We start from the raw sequence: 23,568 nt of genomic DNA, 5'->3' as shown, positions 1-23,568 counted from the left end.
CGCCATAATCCGGAGCAGCCCTTTTTTGTCATGTGGCCGGGGACTAAATGGGGGCGTTGTGTGTTTGATGCCGGAAAGCCAGCCCGATAGGGCAGGCCGCATCGGATCAGACGGGTCGTGAAGATCCACCGGCACCGCCAACGGCTCTGAAGGACCATGAACGATATATCGCTCCGCCCGCATTTCCATCGGCCGCTGACCGGTTTCGACCGTCGCCGCTTCCTGATCACCGCCGCCGGCGCCGGCGCCGCCGGGCTGTTGCCGGCCGGCTCCCTGCTGGCTCAGGAAACCCCGCCGCCGCAGCCGGCCCAGCCTGCGACCCAGCCCGCTCCTGCCCCGCCGCCACCGCAGTTCGGGTTCGAGATCGTGCAGCAGGCCGCCCGCGATCTGGCTAAGCAAGGCTATTCCGACGATCGCGCCGAACTGCCGCAGCCGCTCCGGAACCTCTCCTACGACCAGTACCGCGACATCCGGTTCAAGCCGGACCAGTCGCTCTGGCGCGGCCAGAAGCTGTTCCAGCTTCAGTTCTTCCATGTCGGGTTCCTGTACCAGCAGCCGGTGCGGATCAACGTGGTCAGCGGCGGGCAGCCGGCTCCGGTACCCTATCAGCCCGGCATGTTCGACTATGGCGCCAACAATTTCGGCGACAAGCTGCCGGATGACCTCGGCTTCACGGGCTTCCGCGTCCATTATCCGCTGCATCGGCCCGATTACTTCGACGAACTGGCGGTGTATCTCGGCGCCAGCTATTTCCGTATCCTCGGGCGGAACCAGATCTACGGCGCCTCGGCACGCGGTCTGGCGGTCGATACCGCCGCCACCAGCGGCGAGGATTTTCCGCGCTTCCGGGAGTTCTGGATCGAGGAACCGGGCGCCGACGCCACCCGCCTGACGATCTACGCCCTGCTCGACAGCCGCAGCGCCACCGGTGCCTACCGTTTCGTGCTGACGCCGGGCACCGATACGCAGGCGGAAGTGACAGCATCGGTCTATCCGCGCCGGGATATCGGCAAGCTGGGCATGGCGCCGCTGACCAGCATGTTCTTCTTCGGGGAGAACCGGGGGCGCGGCTTCGACGATTTCCGGCCGGAGGTCCATGACAGCGACGGTCTCCTGATGGAAACCGGGCAGGGCGAGTGGATCTGGCGTCCCCTGCTCAACCCGAAGGACCTGCGCGTCTCCTCCTTCACCGACGAGAATCCGCGCCGGTTCGGCCTGATCCAGCGCGACCGCGACTTCCTGCATTACCAGGACCTGGAATCGTCCTATCACCGTCGGCCCAGCTACTGGGTCGAGCCGGTCGGCGACTGGGGCAAGGGCAGGGTGGAACTGGTCGAGATCCCGACCGACGAGGAGATCAACGACAACATCGTCGCGTACTGGGTGCCGGAACGGGCGGTTCGGGGTGGAGAAGGGCTGGACTTCAGCTACCGTCTGCGCTCGGTGCTGGACTCGCCGGAGCGTCCGCCGCTGGGCCGCGTCGTCTCGACCAAGATCGGCAGCTCACGGGTGCCGGGACGACCGGACCTGCCGCGCGAGGGCCGGCACTTCGTGCTCGACTTCGAGGGCGGCGACATCAGCGTCCTGCGCGCCGAGCAGCCGGTGGAAGCGGTGGTCACCACCAGCTCCGGCGAGCTGCGCCAGCCCATCGTCCAGAAGAACACCGAGACCGGTGGCTGGCGCGTCTTCTTCGACCTGCTGCCCGAAAACAAGCCGGCCGACCTGCGCTGCGTCCTGCGCATGCGCGGCCGGGCTTTGACTGAAACCTGGGTTTACCTGTGGTCACCGGGATGAGCGATCCTTCTTCCTCCCTCGATAGAGAACAGGTCGTCGCGGAATTGAGGCGCAAGGCGCTGTGGCGCAGGGGGCTCTATTTCGCTTGCGTCATCCTGTCCACGCTGGCCGGCTCCTATCTGATGGCCGACGTGCTCAGGGCCAACGGCTTCACCGGCATCGAGATGGCGATCCTGGTGCTGTTCACGATCAGCTTCGCCTGGATCTGCACCTCGTTCTGGACCGCCACCATCGGCTTCCTGGTGCGGCTGGCCGGGCGCGACCCCGCCGGGCTGGACCCCCACAAGCCTGTCGTCCTGACGGCCCGCACCGCCATCATCATGCCGGTCTACAACGAGGACCCGACGCGGGTCTTCGCCGGGCTGGAAGCGACGTGGCGTTCCCTCCAGCGGACCGGAGAGGAGAACGAGCGGAATTTCGACCTCTTCATCCTCAGCGACACCCGCAAGCCGGAAATCGCGGAGGCCGAGGAGGCAGCCTGGGCGGCGCTGTGCAACCGGCTGAACGCCGGCGGCCGGATGTTCTATCGGCGGCGGGAGAGCAATATCGGCCGCAAGGCCGGCAACATCGCCGACTTCCTCCGCCAATGGGGTCTCGCCTACGACCACATGCTGGTGCTGGACGCCGACAGCATCATGTCGGGCGATACCATGGTGGCGCTCGCCAAGCTGATGCAGGACAATCCCGGCACCGGGATCATCCAGACCCTTCCGGCCCCGGTGAACCAGGAAACGCTGTTCGGACGCATCCTTCAGTTCGGCAGTCGGGTCTACGGCCCGGCGCTGGTCAGCGGGTTGTCGTGGTGGCAGTTGGGCGAAGGCAATTATTGGGGTCACAACGCGATCATCCGGACCAGCGCCTTCATCGAGCATTGCGGCCTGCCGACGCTGTCTGGGCAGGCCCCGCTGGGCGGCGAGATCCTCAGCCACGACTTCGTCGAGGCCGCCCTGATGCGCAGGGCCGGCTGGCAGGTCTGGATCGTGCCGGAGCTTGAAGGCAGCTACGAGGAACTGCCCCCCAACGTGATCGACTACGCCGTCCGCGACCGGCGCTGGTGCCAGGGCAACCTTCAGCACCTGCGGCTGCTGCCTGCCAAGGGGCTTCACCCCTTGAGCCGCCTGCACCTGATCATGGGCGTGCTGGGCTACGTCTCGTCGCCGCTCTGGCTGATCCTGCTGACGCTCAGCACGATCGATATCCTGACCCAGACCATCGTCGGCCATAACTACTTCGAGCCGGGCTACAACCTGTTCCCCGTCTGGCCGGTGTCGAAGGTGTCGGAGACGATCTCGCTGTTCGTCGTGACGATCGGCATCCTGCTGGTGCCGAAGGTCTACAGCCTGATCCTCACCATTGCCGATGGGCGACTGCGCCGGGGATTCGGTGGGACAGGCAAGCTGCTGCTCAGCGCCTTCCTGGAACTTCTGTTCTCGATGTTGCTGGCGCCGGCCATGATGCTGTTCCACACCCACTTCGTCGTCGCGACCCTGATGGGCCGCAGCGTTCAGTGGAATGCCCAGCCGCGCGGCGAACGGGGTTTGACCTTCCGCGAAGCCGCCGGGCGGAACTGGGTCCATGTGGCGCTGGGCCTGGCCTGGGGCGCCCTGGTGCTCAACATCGCGCCGGACTTCTTCTGGTGGCTGGTGCCGGTGATCACCGGGCTCGTCCTGTCGGTTGCCTTGACCGTCTGGACCAGCCGGACCGATGTCGGCCAGTGGGCGCGGCGCGCCGGGTTGTTCCTGACGCCGGAGGAAACCGATCCGCCGCGCGAACTGCGCCGCCTCGCCGCCGCCGAGGCCGATCCTCCCGCGCCGGCCGATCCCGCCGGTCTTGTCCGCGTGCCGCCGACCCGTCCCAGCGCCATCATGGAGCAAAGCCTGTCCACCTGGGCGCCGCCCGGGGGCATCGCCTCCGACCGCCACGGCGTCGCTCACTGATGGGGAAGCTGAAGACGAAGAACCCTTGCATCGACGTCTGCAAGTACGACTCAGACAAGGTATGCAAGGGCTGCGGCCGGACCAGGACCGAGGTCAAGGACTGGAAGTCGTTCTCCGATGAGAAGAAGGACGCGATCAACCGCCGGGTCCGTGAGAGCCACGGCAAGGAGTTGAAGAAAAAGAAGAAATAGAAAGTCGTGGAGGGTTAGGGTCGCCGTGACTTCAAGGGCTTCATGCTGGCGTCATTGAAGCTTGACCAGTGAGTTCCTGCAAAGATGTCGGGCTTAAGAGGCCCGACCTACCAGAGCTCTCTGACGTAGGTCGGGCCTCTTAAGCCCGACATTCAACGTTCCTGATCGGTTTGTTCGGTGCTTCTCGCATCATCAGCCGCCGTGTATGCGCCTGCCACTTTCTTCGTCCGCACCCGTTTGGGGAGCCGTTCGATCTGCAGGTCATTTCCCGCCTGATCGTCGGCCAGCAGACCGCTTAAGGGACCGATCAATCCCAAAGCCTGCATCACGGAAGCGTAGATTCCAAACGATACGGCGGGATCACCCTTCTCCACGCGGGCCAGCGTTCCACGGGAAATAAAGGCCTGCGCAGCGACCACCTCCATCGGTAGCCGCCGGCGCAGGCGGGCGATACGCAGGTCCGTACCGCTCCTGCCAATCGCCCGTTTTGTGCCAAGGGTGGGGGTATGTGGGGCGGCCGTGACCTGTAATGTCAGCTTCAGCGAGCGTAAACACGTTTGATGTGCGCTCAAGCTGTCATAAGATCAAGGCTGACCGATCGCGCTTCAAGCCTCCGTGCTGGCCCAGAGCATGTAGTTGGTATCCAGGTCGCGGCGGTTGAGGGAGAACTCGTCGCGCAAGGGGTTGTAGGTGACGCCGGTCACGTCCCGGACCGCGACGCCGTGGGGGCGCAATCCGGCGGCAAGCTCCGACGGCTTGAGGAACTTGCGCCAGTCGTGGGTGCCCCTGGGGAGCCAGCGCAGCACGTATTCGGCCCCGACGATGGCCAGCGCGAAGGCCTTGGGCGTGCGATTGATGGTCGCAAGGAACAGCATGCCGCCGGGTTCGAGCAATCCGCAGAGCGACTTGAGGAATAGCGGCACGTCGGCGACGTGTTCGACCACTTCCAGCGCCAGCACCACGTCGAACTTCTCGCCGGACTCGGCCAGCGCTTCCGCCGTGGTCGCGCGGTAGTCGACGGTGACGCCCGACTCGGCGGCGTGCAGGCTCGCCACCTTGATGTTGCGCTCGGCGGCGTCGATGCCGACGACTTCGGCCCCCAGGCGCGCCAGCGGTTCCGCCAGCAGGCCGCCGCCACAGCCGATATCGACGATGCGGAGGCCTTGCAGGGGCAGCACGCCCGCCGGATCGCGGCCGAACCGGGCACAGACCGCATCGCGGATATAGCCGATGCGGATCGGATTGTACTTGTGCAGCGGCTTGAACTTGCCGCGCGGGTCCCACCATTCCGCCGCGATGGCGCTGAAGCGGGCGATCTCCCCGGCATCCACCGTGGTACCGGCCGGGGCGGACTTTCCGGTGGCTGTGGAGGACGAAGCGCTGGAGGCGGTACTGGTGGCAGACATGGGTATGTTCCTGGATGCGGCTCGGTGCCGGATGCGACCGGTGGTCAGTCGGGGCAAGCTTGCTTCGCTTCCCCCGAGATAGTATGGATACCCCGCCTTGCTCCGGCAATGGAACCGCCTGTTCACCGGTCCCCGATCAAAAATGATCCCGGGGCCTATCCGGCTTGGTAGAACAAGGCGGATCGATCGGGCGGCGAAAGTACCGGTCAGGGTGGGGCGACGGTTTCAGAGTTAAGGGCGGCTATACGGCAATGGCGCGGATCGTTCTCAAATTCGGCGGCACATCGGTCGGCGACATCGACCGCATCAAGAATGTGGCGCGCAAGGTCAAGGTGGAAGTCGATGCCGGCCATCAGGTCGCCGTCGTCGTATCGGCCATGTCCGGTGTCACCAACAAGCTGGTGGAGTATTGCGCCGGCATCAGCCCGCTGCACGACGCGCGGGAATACGATGCCGTCGTGGCCTCCGGCGAGCAGGTGACCAGCGGCCTGACAGCCCTTGCCTTGCAGGAACTCGGCATCACCGCCCGCTCCTGGCAGGGCTGGCAGATCCCGATCCGGACCGACGACGTCCACGCCAAGGCGCGCATCGGCACCATCGAGACGGAAGAACTCGAGCGCCGCCTATCCTCGGGCGAAGTCGCCGTCATCGCCGGCTTCCAGGGTCTGTCGCCGAACGGCCGGATCACGACGCTGGGCCGGGGCGGTTCAGATACATCGGCGGTGGCGCTGGCCGCCGCGATCAAGGCTGACCGCTGCGATATCTATACGGACGTTGACGGCGTCTATACGACCGATCCCCGGATCGTGTCGAAAGCGCGCAAACTGTCCAAGATCACTTACGAGGAAATGCTGGAAATGGCGTCGCTGGGCGCCAAGGTCCTGCAAACCCGCTCCGTCGAGATGGCCATGAAGCATGGTGTCCGGGTGCAGGTGCTTTCCAGTTTTGACAAGGCGTCCGGCAGCGACCTGCCCGGAACTCTGGTTGTGGACGAGGACGAAATCGTGGAACAGGAACTGGTCAGCGGCATCGCCTATAGCCGAGACGAAGCGAAGATCACCCTTGTCGGCGTCGCCGACCGGCCCGGCGTCGCCGCCGGCCTGTTCGGCCCGCTGGCCGACGCGTCGGTCAACGTCGACATGATCGTGCAGAACGTGTCCGAGGACGGTGCCAGCACCGACATCACCTTCACCGTGTCGAAGGGCGATCTGGAACGGGCGCGCGGCGTGCTCGAAGCCTCCAAGGAAGAGTTGCAGTACCGCCGCCTGCTGGCCGACAGCAATGTCGTCAAGGTGTCGGTGATCGGCGTCGGCATGCGCAGCCATGCCGGCGTCGCCCAGCGCATGTTCAAGACGCTGGCGGACAAGGGCATCAACATCCAGGTCATCTCTACGTCGGAGATCAAGGTCAGCGTCCTGATCGCCGAGGAATACACCGAACTGGCCCTGCGCGCTCTCCACACCGCCTACGGTCTGGACGCCGCCTGACCGGCGCCTCGGGCGCGCCGGCGGCAGGCTTCGCCTGATGATAGTGAGCGCAATGATGGTGAACCCAGGGATGGCCCGGCCATGACCATAGCCGAAGACCAGACACGGGATGCTCGCGCCCGGCTCGACCGGCTGTGGAGCAGGGGGCGTGACTTCCTGGGCACCGAGTTCGCGATCATGGGCGGCGCCATGACCTGGGTGTCGGAGCGCAACCTTGTTGCCGCCATCTCCAACGGCGGCGGTTTCGGTGTGCTGGCCTCCGGCTCCATGTCGCCGGACCAGCTCGACGCCGAGATCGCCGGCACTAGGGAACGCACGTCCAAGCCCTTCGGCGTCAACCTGATCACCATGCATCCGCGCCTGGACGACCTGATCGGCGTCTGTGCCGGACGGCGGGTCAGCCATGTCGTCCTGGCCGGCGGGCTGCCGCCGTCCGCCGTCATCGGGCGGGTCCGGGAAACGGGCGCCAAAGTCGTCTGCTTCGCTCCCACGGCTGCGACCGCCCGCAAGCTGGTCAAGAACGGCGCGGATGCCATCATGATCGAGGGAATGGAAGCCGGCGGCCATATCGGGCCGGTCTCCACATCGGTCCTGGCTCAGGAAATCCTGCCCGTGGTGTCCGAGGTGCCCGTCTTCGTGGCCGGCGGGATCGGCCGGGGCGAGGCGATCCTGTCCTATCTGGAAATGGGCGCTTCCGGCGTGCAGCTTGGCACCCGCTTCGTCTGCGCCACCGAGTCGATCGCCCATGCGCGCTATAAGCAGGCCTTCATCAACGCGGCGGCGCGCGATGCGATTCCGTCGGTCCAGATCGATCCGCGCTTTCCGGTGATTCCCGTGCGGGCTCTGACCAACGAGGGGACGCGCCGCTTCATGGACTTCCAGCGCACCGTGATCGACCGGTTCACGCGGGGCGAGGTCGGCCAGAAGGAAGCCCAGCTCGAGATCGAGCATTATTGGGCCGGCGCCCTGCGCCGCGCCGTGATCGAGGGCGATATCGAGAACGGTTCGCTGATGGCGGGCCAGAGCGTCGGCATGGTCACCCGCGAACAACCGACTGCGGAGATCCTGAACGATCTGGTCGATCAGGCGGTCCACGCGCTGGCATTGCGAAGCGGCCTCATCGGCAAAGCCTATGGCGGCGAACCAGCCTATGGTTCCAAAATCGTGTCCGGAGTCGTGGAGTAGATGAATGACGCTCCGGGGCGCGACACCCCGGCGCGGGATGCACCGGGTTCGGACCATGCCATGGACATGAAGGATTACGAGATCGAACAGGGAGCGGCCATGCCCGGCATCACGTCCAGGCGCCTGCTGGCAAGGCTGCGCGACGTCATGGCGGGGTCGGGTACCGCCCAGCACCGCCTTGACAAGATCGTCACGCTGATCGGCGCGGAGATGGGCGCCGACGTCTGCTCCTGCTACGTCATGCGGGCGGGCGACATCCTGGAGCTGTTCGCCACCGTCGGCCTCAATCAGTCGGCTGTCCACAAGACGCGCCTGCGGGTCGGGGAAGGCTTGGTCGGCGACATCGCGGCCCATGCCCGGCCGGTTGCGCTCGCCAATGCTCCCTCGCATCCCAACTTCGCCTACCGGCCTGAAACCGGCGAGGAGGCTTTCCTGTCGCTGATGGGCGTGCCGATCCTGCGCGGAGGCCGGGTGCGCGGCGTGCTGGTGATCCAGCACAAGGACAAGCGCGTCTATTTCGAGGAAGAGGTCGAAACCCTCCAGACCATCGCCATGGTGGTGGCCGAACTGACCGCCGGCGGCGAACTGGTCAGCGCGCAGGAGATTTCCTCCGTCGCGGATGCCGCGCTGCTGCCGACCCGGCTGGACGGCGTCAGCCTCAACCGGGGCCTTGCGATGGGGCTGGCGGTGCTGCACCGGCCGCAGCTCACGATCCGCCAGATGGTCGCAGAGGACCCGGAGCACGAGATCGAGCGCTTCCGTCAGGCGCTGGAGGTGATGCACACCGCGATCGACGACCTGCTGCGGGTATCGAGCGTGGAGGGAGGCGAGCACCACGACATCCTGGAGACCTACCGGATGTTTGCCGAGGACCGCGGCTGGCTGTCGCGCATCCGGGAAGCGATCAAGAACGGCTTGACGGCGGAAGCGGCTGTCCAGCGCGTCCAGAACGACACGCGCGCCCGCATGAGCCAGCTGCACGACCCCTATATCCGGGAAAAGCTGCTCGATCTCGACGATCTGACCAACCGGCTGCTCCAGCATCTGGCGGGCAAGGAGTTGCAGGCGGCGGCTTCCCTGCCGGACGACGTGATCCTGGTGGCGCGGTCGATGGGTCCGGCGGAATTGCTGGACTACGACCGCCGGTGCCTGCGGGCGCTGGTGCTGGAGGAAGGCTCGGCCTCCAGCCATGTCGCGATCGTCGCCCGCGCGCTCGACATCCCGGTGGTCGGGCAGTGCATCGACGTGCTGACCCGGATCGAGCCGCTCGACCAGCTCATCGTCGACGGCGACAACGCCCAGGTGCTGGTCCGCCCGGCGGAGGACGTTCAGGACGCCTTTCACAACAGCATGACGATGCGCGCACAGCGCAAGCGCCTGTATGCCGAGATCATCGATGAGCCCGCCGTGTCGCAGGATGGTGTCGCGATGTCGATCAACCTGAACTGCGGCCTTTTGATCGACCTTCAGCATTTGAGCGACACCGGGGCCGACGGGGTCGGCCTGTACCGGACCGAGATCCCGTTCATGATCCGGCCGGCCTATCCGGACGTCGAGGCCCAGACCGAGCTGTACAGCAGGGTGCTGGAGCTTTCCGGCGACCGGCCGATCGTGTTCCGCACCCTGGACGTCGGCGGCGACAAGAGCCTGCCGTACTTCGCTCATCAGGAGCAGGAGAACCCGGCGCTCGGCTGGCGGGCGATTCGGATCGGCCTGGACCGTCCCGCCATGCTGCGCAAGCAGTTGCGGGCGCTGCTCCGGGCATCCGCCGGGCGCGACCTGCGCGTCATGTTCCCCATGATCGCGGAATGCGCCGAGTTCGAGGCGGCCCGCGCCATCCTGGACCTGGAGATCGAGCGTCTGGCGAGAAGCGGTGCTCCGCAGCCGAGGCGGGTGCTGGTCGGGGCCATGCTGGAAGTGCCGTCACTGATCTGGCACCTGCCGGCGCTTCTGCCACGCCTGGACTTCATCTCCGTCGGGTCGAACGACCTGATGCAGTACATGTTCGCCGCCGACCGGGGCAATCCCCGGATCAACAACCGTTACGACCCGCTGTCGCCGCCCATGCTGAACATGTTCCGCCATCTGGTCGGGCTGTGCGATGCGGCCGGGGTGCCGCTGAGCGTGTGCGGCGAAATGGCGGGACGGCCCCTGGATGCCATGGCGCTGATCGGAATAGGCTTCAGAAGCCTGTCGATGTCTCCACCGGCAGTCGGTCCCGTCAAGTCGATGCTGCGCAGTTTGAACGTCTCCGGCTTGAGCGACTATATAGAAACGCTGTATCCGGTCAGGGATCACAGCTTGCGCGAAAAATTGCGCGCTTTTGCCCTGGATCATGGAGTCATGATCTAATTCGTTGCATTCCGCGATGAAAGTTTGTTACAACTTCAGCGACAGTGGCGGGGCGTTTTATCTGGCTTTCTCCGCTTTCTGAACATGAATTCGCTGCGCAACGACGGCTGATGGTATGGGCGACACCAGAGGAAGGAATTTCCACATCGGCGACGCAGCACGCGGCGGCAGCGACCCGGCAGGCGGCGGACTCGCGGCAAACCCTTCCGGCGGTTCCGGCGTGAGAGGTCCTGGCGTCAGCGACATGCTCCGCAGCCGGCGGATGTCCCTCGGCTACGAGCTGAGCGAGATCGCCGTGGCCCTCCGCATCCGCCTGGCCTATCTGGAAGCGATCGAGCAGGCCCGCTTCGACGATCTTCCCGGCGCCACCTATGCCACCGGTTTTCTCCGCACCTATGCCGAGCATCTGGGGCTCGATCCCCAGCTCGTGCTGCGCCGCTTCAAGGAGGAAACCTCCGGCGGACTGACGCCCAAGCCGGAGCTTTACTTGCCCAAGCCGGCGCCGGAAAGCCGCATTCCCGGAGGAGCGCTGCTACTGCTCGCAGTTGTACTGGCGGGCTCCGCCTATGGTGGCTGGTACTACATGAACTCGACAGGCCGCGAACTGGTCGATTTCGTCCCGGAAATGCCGGAACGCCTGGCCACGGCGTTGAACATTGCGCCGGCCGCACCGGCTCCGGGACTGGTCGTTCCGGTAACGCCCGCCGAACAGCCACCGGCGGTTGCTGCGCCGGCGCCTTCGGTTTCAGCCGCTCCTCCGGTCCAGTCTCCAGAGGCCCAGCTTCCAGCGGCACAGTCTCCTGCGGCACAGTCTCCTGCGACGCCTTCTTCCCCGGTGCCCACGGGATCTCCCGCAACGAAACAGACCCCGGCTTCTCCGCCGGCTGCCATCGCCAACGCCACGGCTCCGGACGAGAGCGAAGAGGAAGAGAGTCCGATCGTCGAGTCGACGCCGCTCAACGATCCACGCTCCGCCCAGGCGGCGCCGCAGCCGGTCCCTCCTTCCGTGCCCCTGCCGCCGGTGCCGGGTCAGGTAGCGGGACTGCCGATGCCGCCGGCCCCTCCGGGAGCGCCCGAGGCGGGACAGGGTGACGCCCGCGTCTACGGCGCCACCAGCGGCCAGTCGCGTATCCAGATCCGCGCCACCCAGGACAGCTGGATCCAGGTCCGCGACGGTGCCGGCGATCTGCTGATGACCCGCGTGCTGCGTCCGGGCGACATCTACCGGGTGCCGGACAAGGCAGGCCTGAAGATGCAGACCGGCAACGCCGGCGGCTTGCAGGTATCGGTCGATGGCGCCCAGGGCACCGCCATGGGCACGCCCGGCCAAGTCATGCGCGGCGTCCCGCTCGACCCCGACCGCTGGGCCGGACGATAGCCTCGAGAGCCTGATCCGCGCGTAAGCCGGGGTGGCACCCCGGACTTGCCCTTGACCGGGGGCATGGTCGTCCGCACTTTAGGGGCACGCGGAACCGTGTCCCCATTGGAATCGAAAGCCTGTTCATGACTGTCCGTCCGTACCGCCACATCGAGCGCCGCAAGAGCCGCCTGATCCATGTCGGAAAGGTCCCCGTAGGCGGCGACTCGCCGATTTCGGTGCAGTCGATGACCAACACGCTGACGACGGACGTCAAGGCCACGATCGAGCAGATCCAGCGGATCGAGCAGGCCGGCGCCGACCTCGTACGCGTTTCCTGCCCTGATCAGGAATCGGCCCTGGCGCTCAAGGCGATCACCCGCGAGATCAATATTCCGGTCGTCGCCGACATCCATTTCCACTACAAGCGCGCGATCGAGGCGGCCCAGAACGGCGCCGCCTGCCTGCGCATCAACCCCGGCAACATCGGCTCGGCCGACAGGGTGCGGGAAGTGGTGCAGGCCGCCAAGGACTACGGCTGCTCGATCCGGATCGGCGTCAACGCCGGTTCCCTGGAAAAGGACCTGCTGGAGAAATACGGCGAGCCTTGCCCGGAAGCGATGGTCGAAAGCGCCCTCGACCACGCCCGCATCCTGGAAGATCACGACTTCCGCGAGTTCAAGATCAGCGTCAAGGCATCGGACGTATTCCTGGCGGTCGCAGCATATCAGGGGCTGGCGGAAGCCTGCGATTATCCGCTGCATATCGGCATAACCGAGGCCGGCGGCCTGCGCTCCGGCACGGTCAAGTCCTCGATCGGGCTCGGCATGCTGCTGTGGTCCGGCGTCGGCGACACGATTCGCGTCTCCCTCTCCGCCGAGCCGGAGGAAGAGGTGCTGGTCGCCTACGAAATGCTGAAGTCGCTGGGCCTGCGCCGCCGCGGCGTCACCGTGATCTCCTGCCCAAGCTGTGCCCGCCAGCAGTTCAACGTGATCAAGACGGTGGAGGTGCTGGAACAGCGCCTCGCCCACATCACGACGCCCATGACCGTCTCGGTCATCGGTTGCGTCGTCAACGGTCCAGGCGAAGCGCGGGAGACCGATATAGGCTTCACCGGCGGCGGCGCCAACACCCATCAGGTCTACATCGCCGGCCAGCCCGACCACCGTCTGAAGGACGAGGACATCGTCGGCCATCTGGTCGGTCTGGTCGAGAAGAAGGCGGCCCAGATCGAGGCGGCAAAGGCCGAGGCCGAGAAAGCCGAAGCCGAAGCTGCGGCCGCTGCGGCCGAGGCTGCGGAATGACAGCGGGCTCGCGCCCTGCCTGTCTCCCCTAAGCGCCCGCCATGCCCGGCAGCGGGGCGCGTTCTTCGTCCGAACTGGTTCTGGTCGGTGTCAACCACCGGTCCAGTTCGGGCGCCGTCCGCGACCTGATCTGCACCGAGGAAACCGAAGTCCCGGGCGTGCTCGCCCGTCTCCAGGCCGGCGGGCTTTCCGAATTCTTCTGGCTTTCTACCTGCGACCGGGTGGAAGTTTTGGCCGCCTCCTGCGACCCCGTCCGGACGGCAACCATCGCCGCCGGCGCCCTGGCCGAGCGGGCCGGCATGACAGCCCAGGCGCTGGCGCCCGAACTCTACACCCTGACCGGCGGCGACGCCGTCCGGCACCTCTTCGCGGTGGCCTGCTCGCTCGACAGCCAGGTGGTCGGCGAACCTCATGTCCTGGGCCAGATCAAGGCCGCCCATCGCGCCGCCGTCGCCGCCCATACCACAGGGCCGGAACTGGAAGCTGTGCTCCAGGCCGCCTATGCCGCCGCCAAGCGGGTGCGGACGGAGACCGCGATAGCGGAGCGCCCGGTTTCCATCGCCGCCGCCGCCGTTCAGACCGCGCGCGATATCCACGGCGAACTCGACCGCTCGTCCTGCCTGCTGATCGGCCTCGGCGACATGGGCGAGCTGATGGCGGAGGCGCTGCGCGAGGCAGGTCTCCCCCGCCTGACCGTGACATCGAGGGTCGACCGCCGCGCCGAAGCGGCGGCACGCCGGCTGGGCTGCCACTATTCGCCGGTCGCCGATCTGGATGCCGCACTCCAGTCCGCCGATATCGTGGTGACGGCGGCCGGTCTGGGGCGCTATATCCTGTCGGCGGACCAGATGGACGCGGTGATCCGGAAACGCCGCCGCCGTCCCGTCTTCCTGATCGACACCGCCATCCCCGGCGATATCGATCCGGCGGTGGGCGGCCTGGAAGGCGCCTTCGTCTACGATCTGGCCGATCTGGAACGGGTGGCGCTGGAAGGCCGCGCCACGCGGGAAGCCGCCGCCGCAGCCGCCTGGGCCATCGTGGACCAAGCCGTTGCCGGTTTCGCGCGTGGCAGGGCGGAACGGGCCGCCGTTCCGGCGGTGGCCGCATTGCGCGGCCATTTCGAGGCGGTGCGGACCCGGCTGCTGGCGGAGCATCCCGGCGGGGATCCGGCGGAAGCGACCCGCCTGCTGGTCAACCGGCTGCTTCATCAGCCGTCGCAGGTGCTGCGGGCGATGGCCGCGGCGCACGACATGGAACAGGTGGAGGCGGAACGGCTGCTGCGCCGGCTGTTCCGCTTCGATGAGTCGGATACGACTGAACGTATTGAAGCGGTGCCCGTACCGGGACCGTTTGAGGGTGAGGGACGGTGAGTTTCGAGGATATGTTCAACCGTGTCGCGGCGCGCCACGACGAGTTGCGGGATGCCCTGGCCGGCGGCCAGGTGGAGGCGCACGCCTTCGCCAAGATGTCGAAGGAATACTCCGAGTTGACCCCGATCGCGGAGGCCATTGCCGAGTTGCGCAAGGCCCGGGACGAGCGCCGGGATCTCGACGCCATGCTGGCAGACCCCGAGATGAAGGATCTGGCGGAGGCGGAGCTGGAAGCGCTCGACCGCCGTCTGCCGGAACTCGAGCGCGGTATCCAGATCCTGCTGCTGCCCAAGGACGAGGCGGACGAGAAGAACGCCATCCTGGAAGTCCGGGCCGGCACCGGCGGCGAGGAAGCGGCCCTTTTCGCGGCCGAACTGTTCCAGATGTACCAGCGCTACGCCGCCTTGCGCGGCTGGAAGTTCGAGACGATGGACGTGTCGGAGACGGGGATCGGCGGCTACAAGGAAGCGACCGCCTCGATCACCGGCCGTAGCGTCTTCGCGCGCCTGAAATACGAGAGCGGCGTCCACCGCGTCCAACGAGTCCCCGCGACAGAAGCCGGCGGCCGTATCCACACCTCCGCCGCCACCGTGGCGGTGCTGCCGGAAGCGGAGGAAGTCGATATTCAGATCGACGAGAAGGACCTGCGGATCGACGTGTACCGCTCCAGCGGGCCGGGTGGGCAGTCGGTCAACACGACCGACAGTGCCGTCCGCCTCACCCACCTGCCGACCGGGCTGGTCGTGATCCAGCAGGACGAGAAGTCGCAGCACAAGAACAAGGCCAAGGCGATGCGCGTGCTGCGCTCCCGCCTGTACGACCAGCAGCGCAGCGCCCTGGATGCCGAACGCGCCGCGAACCGCAAGAGCCAGGTCGGCAGCGGCGACCGGTCGGAGCGCATCCGCACCTACAACTTCCCCCAGGGCCGGGTGACCGACCACCGGATCAACCTGACGCTCTACAAGATCGACAAGGTCATGAACGGCGAGGCGCTGGACGAGGTGATCGATCCTCTGATCGCGGCGGACGAGGCCGAACGCCTATCCGAACTGCAATGACCGGCCCGTCATGACCGGCATGGCCCCCTTGTCCGAAACCCCGCTGCTGCGGGAGGTTCTGCGCCATGCCGAAGCCCTGCTCCGCGAAGCCTGCGTCGATACGCCCGAGCTGGACGCGAGGATCCTGATGGGCGCATCTCTCGGAATGACCCGCGAGCACATGCTTATCCATGCCACTGCAAGGCTCAATCAGGCGCAGGTCGGCCGTGTGCTGGGTTTCATCGCACGCCGGGTGGACCGTGAGCCGGTTTCCCGAATCCTTGGCCGCCGCGAGTTCTGGAGTCTCGATTTCCACCTGTCGCCGGCGACGCTCGACCCACGCCCGGACAGCGAGACCCTGATCGACGAGGCGCTGGCCGGTATCCCCGACAGGAAAGCCCCGCTCACCGTCCTCGATCTCGGCACCGGTACCGGCTGCCTGCTGCTGGCCCTGCTGAGCGAGTTGCCGAATGCCGCCGGTACCGGCATCGACAGGTCGGAGGAAGCGGTCGCTACCGCTACCGCCAATGCCCGCCGCCTAGGGTTCGGTCAGCGCGCCCGCTTTGCCGTCGGCGACTGGGGGGACGGACTGTCCGAGCGCTTCGACCTCGTGATATCCAACCCGCCCTATATCCCCGAAGCGGAAATCGAGACCCTGGCGCCGGAAGTCGTTCGATTCGATCCCGTGGCGGCGCTGGCCGGTGGGCCGGATGGATTGAATGCTTACCGCACGATCGTCACGCAGCTACCCAACCTATTGAAATCCAAGGGCAAAGTAATCTTCGAGGTCGGTGCCGGACAAGCGGCCGACGTGGCGAGGCTGCTTGTCACGGCTGGTTTCAGTGGTATCGGGACCCGATGCGACCTCGGCCGCGTGGAACGTGCGGTTTTCGGTCATTTGAGCGGGTGATTCCGCGTTTGCACACAAGAAAAAGGTTGGATTACAGCCGTTTCCCGGCTAGGGTCTTCAATAACGAAGGACCGCAGCACAATTGGCGCGGCCTGCGTGATCAGAACCCCTGACATTCCACCGCGCAGCTATGCTCCGCGGTCGCCCGGCGGCCTTCAGATGTTCCGCCAGGCTGGACAGGGGCGCGCAAATCTCAAAGTGGGGCTCGTAATAGCCGAATGAGACAAGGACCAAACGTTAGGCGTTCTCGCGGCCGGGGCAACAACAACGGTGGCCGCCGACAGAACAACGTCCCTTTGCGCCACCAAACCTTTGACAGCAACGGTCCCGATGTCCGTATCCGTGGCAATGCTTTTCAGGTCTATGAAAAGTATCTGACTCTGGCACGCGACGCCCAGACTGCTGGAGATCGGATTGCGGCGGAAAGTTACTTTCAGCACGCTGAGCATTACTTTCGGATTATCGGTCTGATCAACGAGCAAAGTGGTGAAAACCAGCGCGGACGCGATGGTCGCAACCCCAACGGTGGTCCCAACGGCCACGCCGGCACTAACGGCAACGGCCAGGACCAGGAAGACGACGATCAGGACGATGACGAGGACGAGGAAGCCGAGGACGAACGGGCTCAGATGAACGCCTGAATGGGCCCAATCCGGGTCCCTCTCGCGTTTCGACGTCATCCCGCCGCAAGCGTTCCGCTCGAACTTACTCGATCAGGGTGGCAGCATCGCCCGGTGCGACTCGACCTCCCTGGATCACGCGGGCGTATACACCGCAGTTGCGGTGGGAATATCCCCGCTGAAGAGCCAATGGGATGTTGATGTCGCGTGTCGCAGTGGCCGGGTTTACCTCGGTCGCTGCGCAGCGGCCGATCTGCTCGACCACTTCCAGCACTGCGTCGCCGATTGCGATGCGGTGGCCGATCCATTTTGTCTCGACCCAGGGCTCCAAGCCCTCCAGCAGCAGATTGGCGCGGAAACGCACGGGATCGACCGGCGCGTTGACCACGCGTTCGATGTCGGCCACGCTGCCGGCGTTGAGGATCGAGACGTATTTCTCGCGCGTATCGCTGAACATGACTTCCGGCGCCTCGACAAGGCAGGGGGTACCGGGTGCCTCGCCCTTCATGTAGGCCGCGACGAACTGGTTGATCAGCAGACGACCGGTCGGATTGGTGATCTGGCCACGGGCGACCTGCCTGCCGTTCCTGCGGATCGTCAGGCTGCCGGTACTGGAATCGTAGTCGGTTTCCAGGGCTGCCAGCCGCTCGTTCTTGGCAAGTTGCAGGAAATCGCGTTTCGGCCGCCATCCCGGCTCCGTCGCGTCATAGGCCGAGGCGCCATGGGTAATGGCGAAACGACGATCGTCGGGCAAGCCCTCGCCCGGCCTGAGAACGACCTCGGGAAGGATCTGAGCGCTCAGCCCCTTGACCGGGTAACGATATATCTTCGCAACTGCGGTATCCATGCCTGATCTTATGCCGCTGGGGTACGGTTTCGTCAATCCTGCGTTAACTCAGATCGTCACACAATTGGCCCATGGAACGATCCACGGCAAAATTTGATAATGAGAACGATTTGCATTTGCAGCTAGGATAGTATGGTTTATAACTTCCCTCAGCCGGACCGCACACTCTCTCCTGTTCCGTGATCCGAAACCTCGCAAACTGGCCCGGCCGCCCCCGCTAAAAGCCCAGCGGGGGCAATTTTTTTGCCCATTCTCCAGATCGTCAGTCGACCGATCCAAGTCACCACAGCTCCGACACGGGGCCATCGGACCAGACCTCTTCCAGCCTGCGGCGTGTCGCCGGGGTCGTGTCCTCTGGCAGGGCATCGCGCGGGAAGAACCGGCATTCAGCGATTTCCAGTCCATCGACATCTGGCGTGCCTGACCATTCGTCCACCACGAAGACGCTGACATGGTCGCTTGCGCCATGGCGGAACCGGGCGTAGAGGCCCATCATCCGGGCGGTGCCGATCACTTCAAGGGCGACTTCTTCACGGACTTCCCGTGCCATCGCCTGATGGACCGTCTCTCCCCGGCCGACGCCGCCGCCCGGCATGTGCCAGCCGCCGACATAGTTGTGCCGGATCAGCAGGACGGCGCCCGACCGGTCCCGGATCAAGGCTCTCACTCCCATGGTCACGGGCCTGGATACCGAGAGCCAGCCGACGCGCGTCAGGTGCGCCATGCGAAGCAGGGGTGTACGTGCCAGCAGTTTCTTCAAGCTTCAGGTCTCCCGGGAGCCATGGCCCGACGGGCGGTGATGCTCCAAAAGCATTGTTCCTAACATTGTTTTCTCAGACCGGCGATTGCCGCCCGCCGACCGCTTGTGTGCCGATATCCCCCTCGCCATATAGGTTTCAGCATCCTCCTGGATCGCACATTCAAGTGGGTCAAACGCGGTCGTGCTGCCTAGCGGGCGACCGGACGACAAGGAGTGTAACCATGGACTTCGAGAAGTACACCGAACGTTCGCGCGGCTTCGTACAGGCCACGCAGGGCTTGGCTTTGCGGCGCGGTCATCAGCGGCTGACGCCCGAACATCTGCTCACGACCTTGCTGGAAGACAAGGAAGGGTTGGCCGCCAACCTGATCCGGTCGGCCGGCGGCGACCCCGCGCGGGCCCTGTCCGCCGTGGAGGCTGAACTCAACAAGCAGCCGAAGGTCGAAGGGGCGGGAGCCGGCCAGATCTATCTGGCGCCCGAATTGGCGCGCCTGTTCCAGACGGCCGAAGACCTAGCAACCAAGGCCGGCGACAGCTTCGTCACGGCCGAACGCCTGCTGCTGGCGCTCGCCATGGCGGAAGGCTCACCCTCCGCCCGCATCCTGAAGGAGGCAGGCGTCACGGCGCAGTCTCTCAACCAGGCGATCAACACGATCCGCAAGGGCCGCACCGCCGACAGTGCTTCGGCCGAGCAGGGCTACGACGCGCTGAAGAAGTACGCCCGCGACCTGACCGAAGCGGCGCGCGACGGCAAGCTCGACCCGGTGATCGGCCGCGACGAGGAAATTCGGCGCACCATCCAGGTGCTGGCCCGGCGCACCAAGAACAACCCCGTCCTGATCGGCGAGCCCGGCGTCGGCAAGACCGCCATCGTGGAAGGTCTGGCACAGCGCATCATCAAGGGCGACGTGCCGGAAGGCTTGCGAGACAAGCGACTGATGGCGCTCGACCTCGGCGCCATGGTGGCCGGCGCCAAGTATCGCGGCGAGTTCGAGGAACGGCTGAAGGCCGTGTTGCAGGAGATCACGGCGGCGGCGGGCGAGATCATCGTCTTCATCGACGAGATGCACACCCTGGTCGGGGCCGGCAAGGCCGATGGTGCTATGGACGCGTCCAACATGCTGAAGCCTGCCCTGGCGCGCGGCGAGCTTCACTGCGTCGGTGCGACCACGCTGGACGAGTACCGCAAGCATGTCGAGAAGGACCCGGCGCTGGCGCGGCGGTTCCAGCCAGTCTTCGTCTCCGAGCCGACGGTCGAGGATACGATCTCGATCCTGCGCGGCCTGAAGGAGAAATACGAGCTTCACCACGGCGTCCGGATCACCGACAGCGCGATCGTTGCGGCAGCGACACTGTCGCACCGCTACATCACCGACCGGTTCCTGCCGGACAAGGCGATCGACCTGATCGACGAGGCCGCCTCGCGGCTCCGCATGGAAGTCGATTCGAAGCCGGAAGAGATCGACGAGCTTGACCGCCGCATCATCCAGCTCAAGATCGAGCGGGAAGCCCTGAAGCGTGAAAGCGATCAGGCGTCCCGCGACCGGCTGGAGAAGCTGCAAGGCGAACTCGAGGATCTGGAAGCCAAGTCGGCCGACATGACCGGCCTGTGGATGGCGGAGAAGGAACAGCTCACCGGCGCCCAGAAGCTGAAGGAGCAGTTGGACCATGCCCGCGTTGAGCAGGAACAGGCCCAGCGCAATGGTGATTGGGCCAGGACGGCGGAGCTGTCCTACGGCGTCATTCCGGAACTGGAACGAAAGCTGAAGGCCGCCGAGGAAGTCGCCGGCAACCGGATGCTGAACGAGGAAGTGCGCGACGGCGAGATCGCCGCGATCGTCAGCCGCTGGACCGGCATCCCGGTGGACAAGATGCTGACCGGCGAGCGCGAGAAGCTGCTTGCGATGGAAGGCAAGATCGGCTCGCGCGTGATCGGTCAGGACGAGGCGATCGTCGCGGTGTCTAACGCGGTTCGCCGCGCCCGCGCCGGCCTTCAGGATCCGAATCGGCCGATCGGCTCGTTCCTGTTCTTAGGCCCGACCGGCGTCGGCAAGACCGAGCTGACCAAGGCTCTGGCCGAGTTCCTGTTCGACGACGAAACAGCCATGATCCGGCTCGACATGTCGGAATACATGGAGAAGCACGCGGTCGCCCGCATGATCGGCGCGCCTCCCGGCTATGTCGGCTACGAGGAGGGTGGCGCGCTGACGGAGGCCGTCCGCCGCCGGCCCTATCAGGTGATCCTGTTCGACGAGGTCGAGAAGGCGCACCCGGATGTCTTCAACGTCCTGCTTCAGGTGCTCGATGACGGCAGGCTGACGGACGGGCAGGGGCGTACCGTGGACTTCCGCAATACGCTGATCGTCATGACCTCCAACCTCGGGTCGGAGATCCTGGCCAACCAGCCGGAAGGACAGGATAGCGCCGCCGTGCGCGAGGAAGTGATGGAGATCGTCCGGGGCTCGTTTCGGCCGGAGTTCCTGAACCGGCTCGATGAGATCCTGCTGTTCCATCGGCTGAGCCGTGGGAACATGGGCGGCATCGTCAAGATCCAGCTCGGCCGCCTGCGGAAGATGCTGGCCGACCGCGACATCGATCTGGAAATCGATGACAAGGCTTTGGCTTGGCTCGCCGATGCCGGATACGACCCGGTCTACGGCGCCCGGCCCCTGAAGCGGGTAATCCAGCGGGCGCTTCAGAACCCGCTCGCCACGCTGTTGCTGGAAGGCCGCATCGCCGACGGCCAGAAGGTCGGGATCAGCGCCGGTGAACAGGGTCTGTTGATCGACGGCATTCCCGCCGGTACCCACGTTCCCGGTGCTGGTACTTCGGGCGGTACTGGATCGTCCTGGGCCAGCCCACGGACCGTTCACTAAACGGCCCTGAGCGTTCCGGCGGAAGGGTAGCCCCTTCCGCCGGAACGTCTTGTCTTCGTCCATTCGGATTCCGCAGCAGCGGAAGATCCAGCGATGTTGCGGTGGTTCTCCCGCCGCCGATCAGCAGGTTCGATCGCCCCTGCAGGCATCCGGATGCTCGGCTTCGCCCGTGGCGCTGACGCTCTGGGCCACCTGCTGCGAGCTTTGCAGGTTAGCGGCGAATTGCCGGTCGGTTTCTTCGACGTGATGCTTGAAGGCGACCAGCTCGCGGCCTTCCAGGGCGACGCCGGTCGGCAGATCGACGCTCATCGGATTGATCTGGCGCCCGCCACGCATGACTTCGTAGTGAAGGTGCGGACCCGTGGAACGTCCCGTCGTTCCGACATAGCCGATGATATCGCCCTGCTGTACCCGGCCGCCCCGCCGCATGTCCGTGCCGAACTTGCTGAGATGGGCGTAGGCTGTCGCGATCTGCTGGTTGTGCTTGATGCGGACATAGTTGCCATAGCCGTTCTTGCGGCCGATTTCCTCGATCACGCCATTGCCGGCGGCATAGATCGGCGTGCCGGTCGGCGCGGCGAAGTCCATGCCGGTGTGCATCTTGCTGAAGCCGAGGATGGGATGGCGGCGCATGCCGAACTTCGAGGAAACCCGGGCGCCGTCGATCGGCGTCCTGAGCAGCGCCTTGCGGATGCTCTCGCCCTGGCGGTTGAAGTAATCGACGATGCCGTCCCGGGTCTTGTACCGGAACAGCTCCATCTGCTTGCCGCCAAGAGTCAGCGCCGCATACAGGATATCGCCATCGCGAGCAGCCGCCCCGTCGTCGGTGAAATAGCGCTCGTACATAACCTGGAACTCGTCGCCCGGCTGAACGTCGCGCTGGAAATCCACGTCGTAGGAATAGGCGCGGATCATCGCGGCCATGACCGGGATCGGAACGCCGACGCTGGCGCCGGCCTCGAACAGGCTGCTGTCGATCACGGCCGATGCAGCAGTCTTGCGGCGCTCCAGCGCCTTATCGATCGTCGCGGCTTCGTAACCCTCGCCCTCGACGCGGGCAACCGAGACGGCCCGCTCGGCATCCGGCTCCAGTTCCAGTCCCATGAAGCGCCGGTCGGAGCCGGACTCCCGCTGGAACAGCAGGGCGACCTCCTGGCCGACCTGTAGACGGCGCGGATCGAAGACGCTTCTCAATGCCTCGATGGCGTCATGGGCGTCGATCTTGGGAACCGAAGCGTTGACCAGTAGTCCCAGCAGCGTATCGCCACGGCCGACTTCCACTACCTTGCGGTCAAGATCCGCCAGCGCTTCGGTCTGCCCTTCCTCGGGAAGCGACTCACCCAGCGCGTCCGCCAGCATGGATGTATCACCGGCCGGTGCTCCGGTGTCCTCCACGGCGTCTTCAGCGAAGGCGGTCTTGACCGGGTGGGGACCGGCGGCCTCCTTGTCGAGATCGGCCAGTTCCGGTCCTGTCGTTGCCGCCGCCGGTGCGGAGTCGATAGGGGTTCTGGTGGGATGGTTGTATGGATACTCCCACCCCGCCGACGCGAAGGTGGGCACGCTTGCTAGGCAAAGGGCAAGAGCGGGTATGGCGGCAACCCCTAGACGCACCGGGTGTCCTCCTTGATGAAGCCGAGCACCGGCGGCCCGACCCGTGTATTGGGGGAAACTAAAGCTGGCGAACTGTGAGTTGGACCATGCGCGACGGGAGTATCACTGTCAACGCCGTAGGGATACCGAATCGCGCTTGATCAGCAATTCTTTTGTAGTCAAGCACAATCAGCTTCCACTCTACCTTAACGCCTGGATGCAAGCGGCTGATACCATACGCCTTTCTCGCGGTTGGGGCGGTGCGGAGCGCTTCCACGCGGCTTCCTGTGGATACTTTGTCGGCTTCCGATATTATTGGTAAAGTCGTGTTTACCGTGCGCAGGCGAGCGCGTATGTGCAAGCGCGACAAAATCTTGGTGGAGCACGGTTTCTGACCGAAGCGTCAGAAAAGTTTCAGCGAGATGAATTTTTCTGTTGCGAGGCTGGGGCGCTGGGGCTATACCCCGTCTCACCGAAGCGCTGGTGGCCAACGCCGCAGCAAGCTGAGGGATCAGCCCACCGAGGATGGATCGCACGACGTGCTG

At 65.4% G+C, this 23,568-nt stretch carries 18 protein-coding genes; 13 read left to right on the top strand and 5 right to left on the bottom strand.

The genetic code is table 11. From position 1 onward, the window contains the following. The first annotated feature begins 156 nt into the window (after nt 1-156). The 3 genes from N826_RS10905 to N826_RS10895 are packed head-to-tail and all read left to right on the top strand — an operon-like array spanning nt 157 to nt 3,922. Nucleotides 157-1,794: an OpgD/OpgG family glucan biosynthesis protein gene (locus tag N826_RS10905; protein WP_084720656.1), complete on the top strand. Its 1,638-nt coding sequence runs from the start codon at nt 157-159 to the stop codon at nt 1,792-1,794. Continuing rightward, on the top strand, nt 1,791-3,731 hold the full coding sequence (mdoH, locus tag N826_RS10900) for a glucans biosynthesis glucosyltransferase MdoH (RefSeq protein WP_044428611.1): 1,941 nt from the start codon (nt 1,791-1,793) through the stop codon (nt 3,729-3,731). The genes N826_RS10905 and mdoH overlap by 4 nt, the downstream gene beginning before the upstream one ends. Further along, entirely contained in the window at nt 3,731-3,922 is a 192-nt protein-coding gene (locus N826_RS10895; RefSeq protein WP_044428609.1) for a DUF1289 domain-containing protein, read from the top strand. Before mdoH ends, N826_RS10895 begins: the two co-directional genes overlap by 1 nt. A gap of 152 nt (nt 3,923-4,074) precedes the next feature. Here the strand turns inward: N826_RS10895 and N826_RS10890 are convergent, their stop codons facing one another. Together N826_RS10890 and ubiG are read right to left on the bottom strand one after the other, a co-directional pair. Continuing rightward, the gene (locus N826_RS10890) at nt 4,075-4,347 is read right to left on the bottom strand and encodes a hypothetical protein (RefSeq protein WP_044428608.1); all 273 of its coding nucleotides are present in this window, start codon (nt 4,345-4,347) and stop codon (nt 4,075-4,077) included. A 180-nt stretch (nt 4,348-4,527) separates the two neighbouring features. Next, on the bottom strand, nt 4,528-5,328 hold the full coding sequence (gene ubiG, locus N826_RS10885) for a bifunctional 2-polyprenyl-6-hydroxyphenol methylase/3-demethylubiquinol 3-O-methyltransferase UbiG (protein ID WP_084720655.1): 801 nt from the start codon (nt 5,326-5,328) through the stop codon (nt 4,528-4,530). 251 nt (nt 5,329-5,579) lie between these two features. On the opposite strand from ubiG, the gene N826_RS10880 reads away from it, so the two are divergent. The 9 genes from N826_RS10880 (at nt 5,580) to N826_RS41635 (ending at nt 16,971) form a co-directional block, all read left to right on the top strand. After that, a complete protein-coding gene (locus N826_RS10880; protein WP_044428606.1) occupies nt 5,580-6,815 on the top strand; it encodes an aspartate kinase in 1,236 nt (411 codons plus the stop codon). Between the two features lie 81 nt (nt 6,816-6,896). Continuing rightward, nucleotides 6,897-8,000 carry an NAD(P)H-dependent flavin oxidoreductase gene (locus N826_RS10875; RefSeq protein WP_044428604.1) on the top strand — a complete coding sequence of 368 codons (1,104 nt, stop codon included), beginning with the start codon at nt 6,897-6,899 and terminating at the stop codon, nt 7,998-8,000. Between the two features lie 99 nt (nt 8,001-8,099). Next, nucleotides 8,100-10,352: a phosphoenolpyruvate--protein phosphotransferase gene (gene ptsP, locus N826_RS10870; protein WP_044428943.1), complete on the top strand. Its 2,253-nt coding sequence runs from the start codon at nt 8,100-8,102 to the stop codon at nt 10,350-10,352. 115 nt (nt 10,353-10,467) lie between these two features. Then, nucleotides 10,468-11,730 (top strand): helix-turn-helix domain-containing protein, encoded by a 1,263-nt coding sequence (locus tag N826_RS10865; protein WP_052831029.1) that lies wholly within the window; start codon nt 10,468-10,470, stop codon nt 11,728-11,730. A 125-nt stretch (nt 11,731-11,855) separates the two neighbouring features. Further along, nucleotides 11,856-13,013 (top strand): flavodoxin-dependent (E)-4-hydroxy-3-methylbut-2-enyl-diphosphate synthase, encoded by a 1,158-nt coding sequence (gene ispG / locus N826_RS10860; RefSeq protein ID WP_044428603.1) that lies wholly within the window; start codon nt 11,856-11,858, stop codon nt 13,011-13,013. A gap of 41 nt (nt 13,014-13,054) precedes the next feature. Then, complete coding sequence (gene hemA / locus N826_RS10855; protein WP_044428602.1) at nt 13,055-14,383, top strand: glutamyl-tRNA reductase; 1,329 nt, start codon at nt 13,055-13,057, stop codon at nt 14,381-14,383. After that, nucleotides 14,380-15,441, top strand: a complete 1,062-nt coding sequence (prfA, locus tag N826_RS10850) for a peptide chain release factor 1 (protein WP_052831027.1) — start codon at nt 14,380-14,382, stop codon at nt 15,439-15,441. Before hemA ends, prfA begins: the two co-directional genes overlap by 4 nt. A 10-nt stretch (nt 15,442-15,451) precedes the next feature. Then, nucleotides 15,452-16,330, top strand: coding sequence for a peptide chain release factor N(5)-glutamine methyltransferase (prmC, locus tag N826_RS10845; protein WP_244619625.1), 879 nt, complete (start codon nt 15,452-15,454; stop codon nt 16,328-16,330). Nucleotides 16,331-16,626: 296 nt separating this feature from the next. Beyond that, nucleotides 16,627-16,971, top strand: coding sequence for a DUF4167 domain-containing protein (locus N826_RS41635; protein WP_425600601.1), 345 nt, complete (start codon nt 16,627-16,629; stop codon nt 16,969-16,971). Between the two features lie 64 nt (nt 16,972-17,035). On the opposite strand, the gene N826_RS10835 is transcribed toward N826_RS41635, so the two are convergent. Together N826_RS10835 and N826_RS10830 are read right to left on the bottom strand one after the other, a co-directional pair. Beyond that, the gene (locus N826_RS10835; protein WP_044428600.1) at nt 17,036-17,797 is read right to left on the bottom strand and encodes an MOSC domain-containing protein; all 762 of its coding nucleotides are present in this window, start codon (nt 17,795-17,797) and stop codon (nt 17,036-17,038) included. A gap of 280 nt (nt 17,798-18,077) precedes the next feature. Continuing rightward, nucleotides 18,078-18,557 (bottom strand): NUDIX domain-containing protein, encoded by a 480-nt coding sequence (locus N826_RS10830; protein WP_244619624.1) that lies wholly within the window; start codon nt 18,555-18,557, stop codon nt 18,078-18,080. Between the two features lie 221 nt (nt 18,558-18,778). Between N826_RS10830 and clpB the strand changes: the two genes are divergently transcribed. Continuing rightward, nucleotides 18,779-21,433 carry an ATP-dependent chaperone ClpB gene (gene clpB, locus N826_RS10825; RefSeq protein ID WP_044428598.1) on the top strand — a complete coding sequence of 885 codons (2,655 nt, stop codon included), beginning with the start codon at nt 18,779-18,781 and terminating at the stop codon, nt 21,431-21,433. A 120-nt stretch (nt 21,434-21,553) separates the two neighbouring features. On the opposite strand, the gene N826_RS10820 is transcribed toward clpB, so the two are convergent. Then, nucleotides 21,554-23,044, bottom strand: a complete 1,491-nt coding sequence (locus tag N826_RS10820; RefSeq protein WP_244619623.1) for a M23 family metallopeptidase — start codon at nt 23,042-23,044, stop codon at nt 21,554-21,556. Nucleotides 23,045-23,568 lie beyond the last annotated feature (524 nt).

Source organism: Skermanella aerolata KACC 11604 (assembly GCF_000936425.1).
GTDB classification, from domain to species: Bacteria; Pseudomonadota; Alphaproteobacteria; order Azospirillales; family Azospirillaceae; genus Skermanella; species Skermanella aerolata.
The sequence above is the reverse complement of the archived record's forward strand: the minus strand, read 5'-3'. Positions and strand labels throughout refer to the sequence as shown.

What these genes read in the sequence shown, in the direction of transcription:
- N826_RS10905 (WP_084720656.1), top strand. Translation starts at nt 157, where the DNA reads ATGAACGATATATCGCTCCGCCCGCATTTCCATCGGCCGCTGACCGGT.
- mdoH (WP_044428611.1), top strand. Translation starts at nt 1,791, where the DNA reads ATGAGCGATCCTTCTTCCTCCCTCGATAGAGAACAGGTCGTCGCGGAA.
- N826_RS10895 (WP_044428609.1), top strand. Translation starts at nt 3,731, where the DNA reads ATGGGGAAGCTGAAGACGAAGAACCCTTGCATCGACGTCTGCAAGTAC.
- N826_RS10890 (WP_044428608.1), bottom strand. Translation starts at nt 4,347, where the DNA reads ATGGAGGTGGTCGCTGCGCAGGCCTTTATTTCCCGTGGAACGCTGGCC.
- ubiG (WP_084720655.1), bottom strand. Translation starts at nt 5,328, where the DNA reads ATGTCTGCCACCAGTACCGCCTCCAGCGCTTCGTCCTCCACAGCCACC.
- N826_RS10880 (WP_044428606.1), top strand. Translation starts at nt 5,580, where the DNA reads ATGGCGCGGATCGTTCTCAAATTCGGCGGCACATCGGTCGGCGACATC.
- N826_RS10875 (WP_044428604.1), top strand. Translation starts at nt 6,897, where the DNA reads ATGACCATAGCCGAAGACCAGACACGGGATGCTCGCGCCCGGCTCGAC.
- ptsP (WP_044428943.1), top strand. Translation starts at nt 8,100, where the DNA reads ATGCCCGGCATCACGTCCAGGCGCCTGCTGGCAAGGCTGCGCGACGTC.
- N826_RS10865 (WP_052831029.1), top strand. Translation starts at nt 10,468, where the DNA reads ATGGGCGACACCAGAGGAAGGAATTTCCACATCGGCGACGCAGCACGC.
- ispG (WP_044428603.1), top strand. Translation starts at nt 11,856, where the DNA reads ATGACTGTCCGTCCGTACCGCCACATCGAGCGCCGCAAGAGCCGCCTG.
- hemA (WP_044428602.1), top strand. Translation starts at nt 13,055, where the DNA reads ATGCCCGGCAGCGGGGCGCGTTCTTCGTCCGAACTGGTTCTGGTCGGT.
- prmC (WP_244619625.1), top strand. Translation starts at nt 15,452, where the DNA reads ATGACCGGCATGGCCCCCTTGTCCGAAACCCCGCTGCTGCGGGAGGTT.
- N826_RS10835 (WP_044428600.1), bottom strand. Translation starts at nt 17,797, where the DNA reads ATGGATACCGCAGTTGCGAAGATATATCGTTACCCGGTCAAGGGGCTG.
- clpB (WP_044428598.1), top strand. Translation starts at nt 18,779, where the DNA reads ATGGACTTCGAGAAGTACACCGAACGTTCGCGCGGCTTCGTACAGGCC.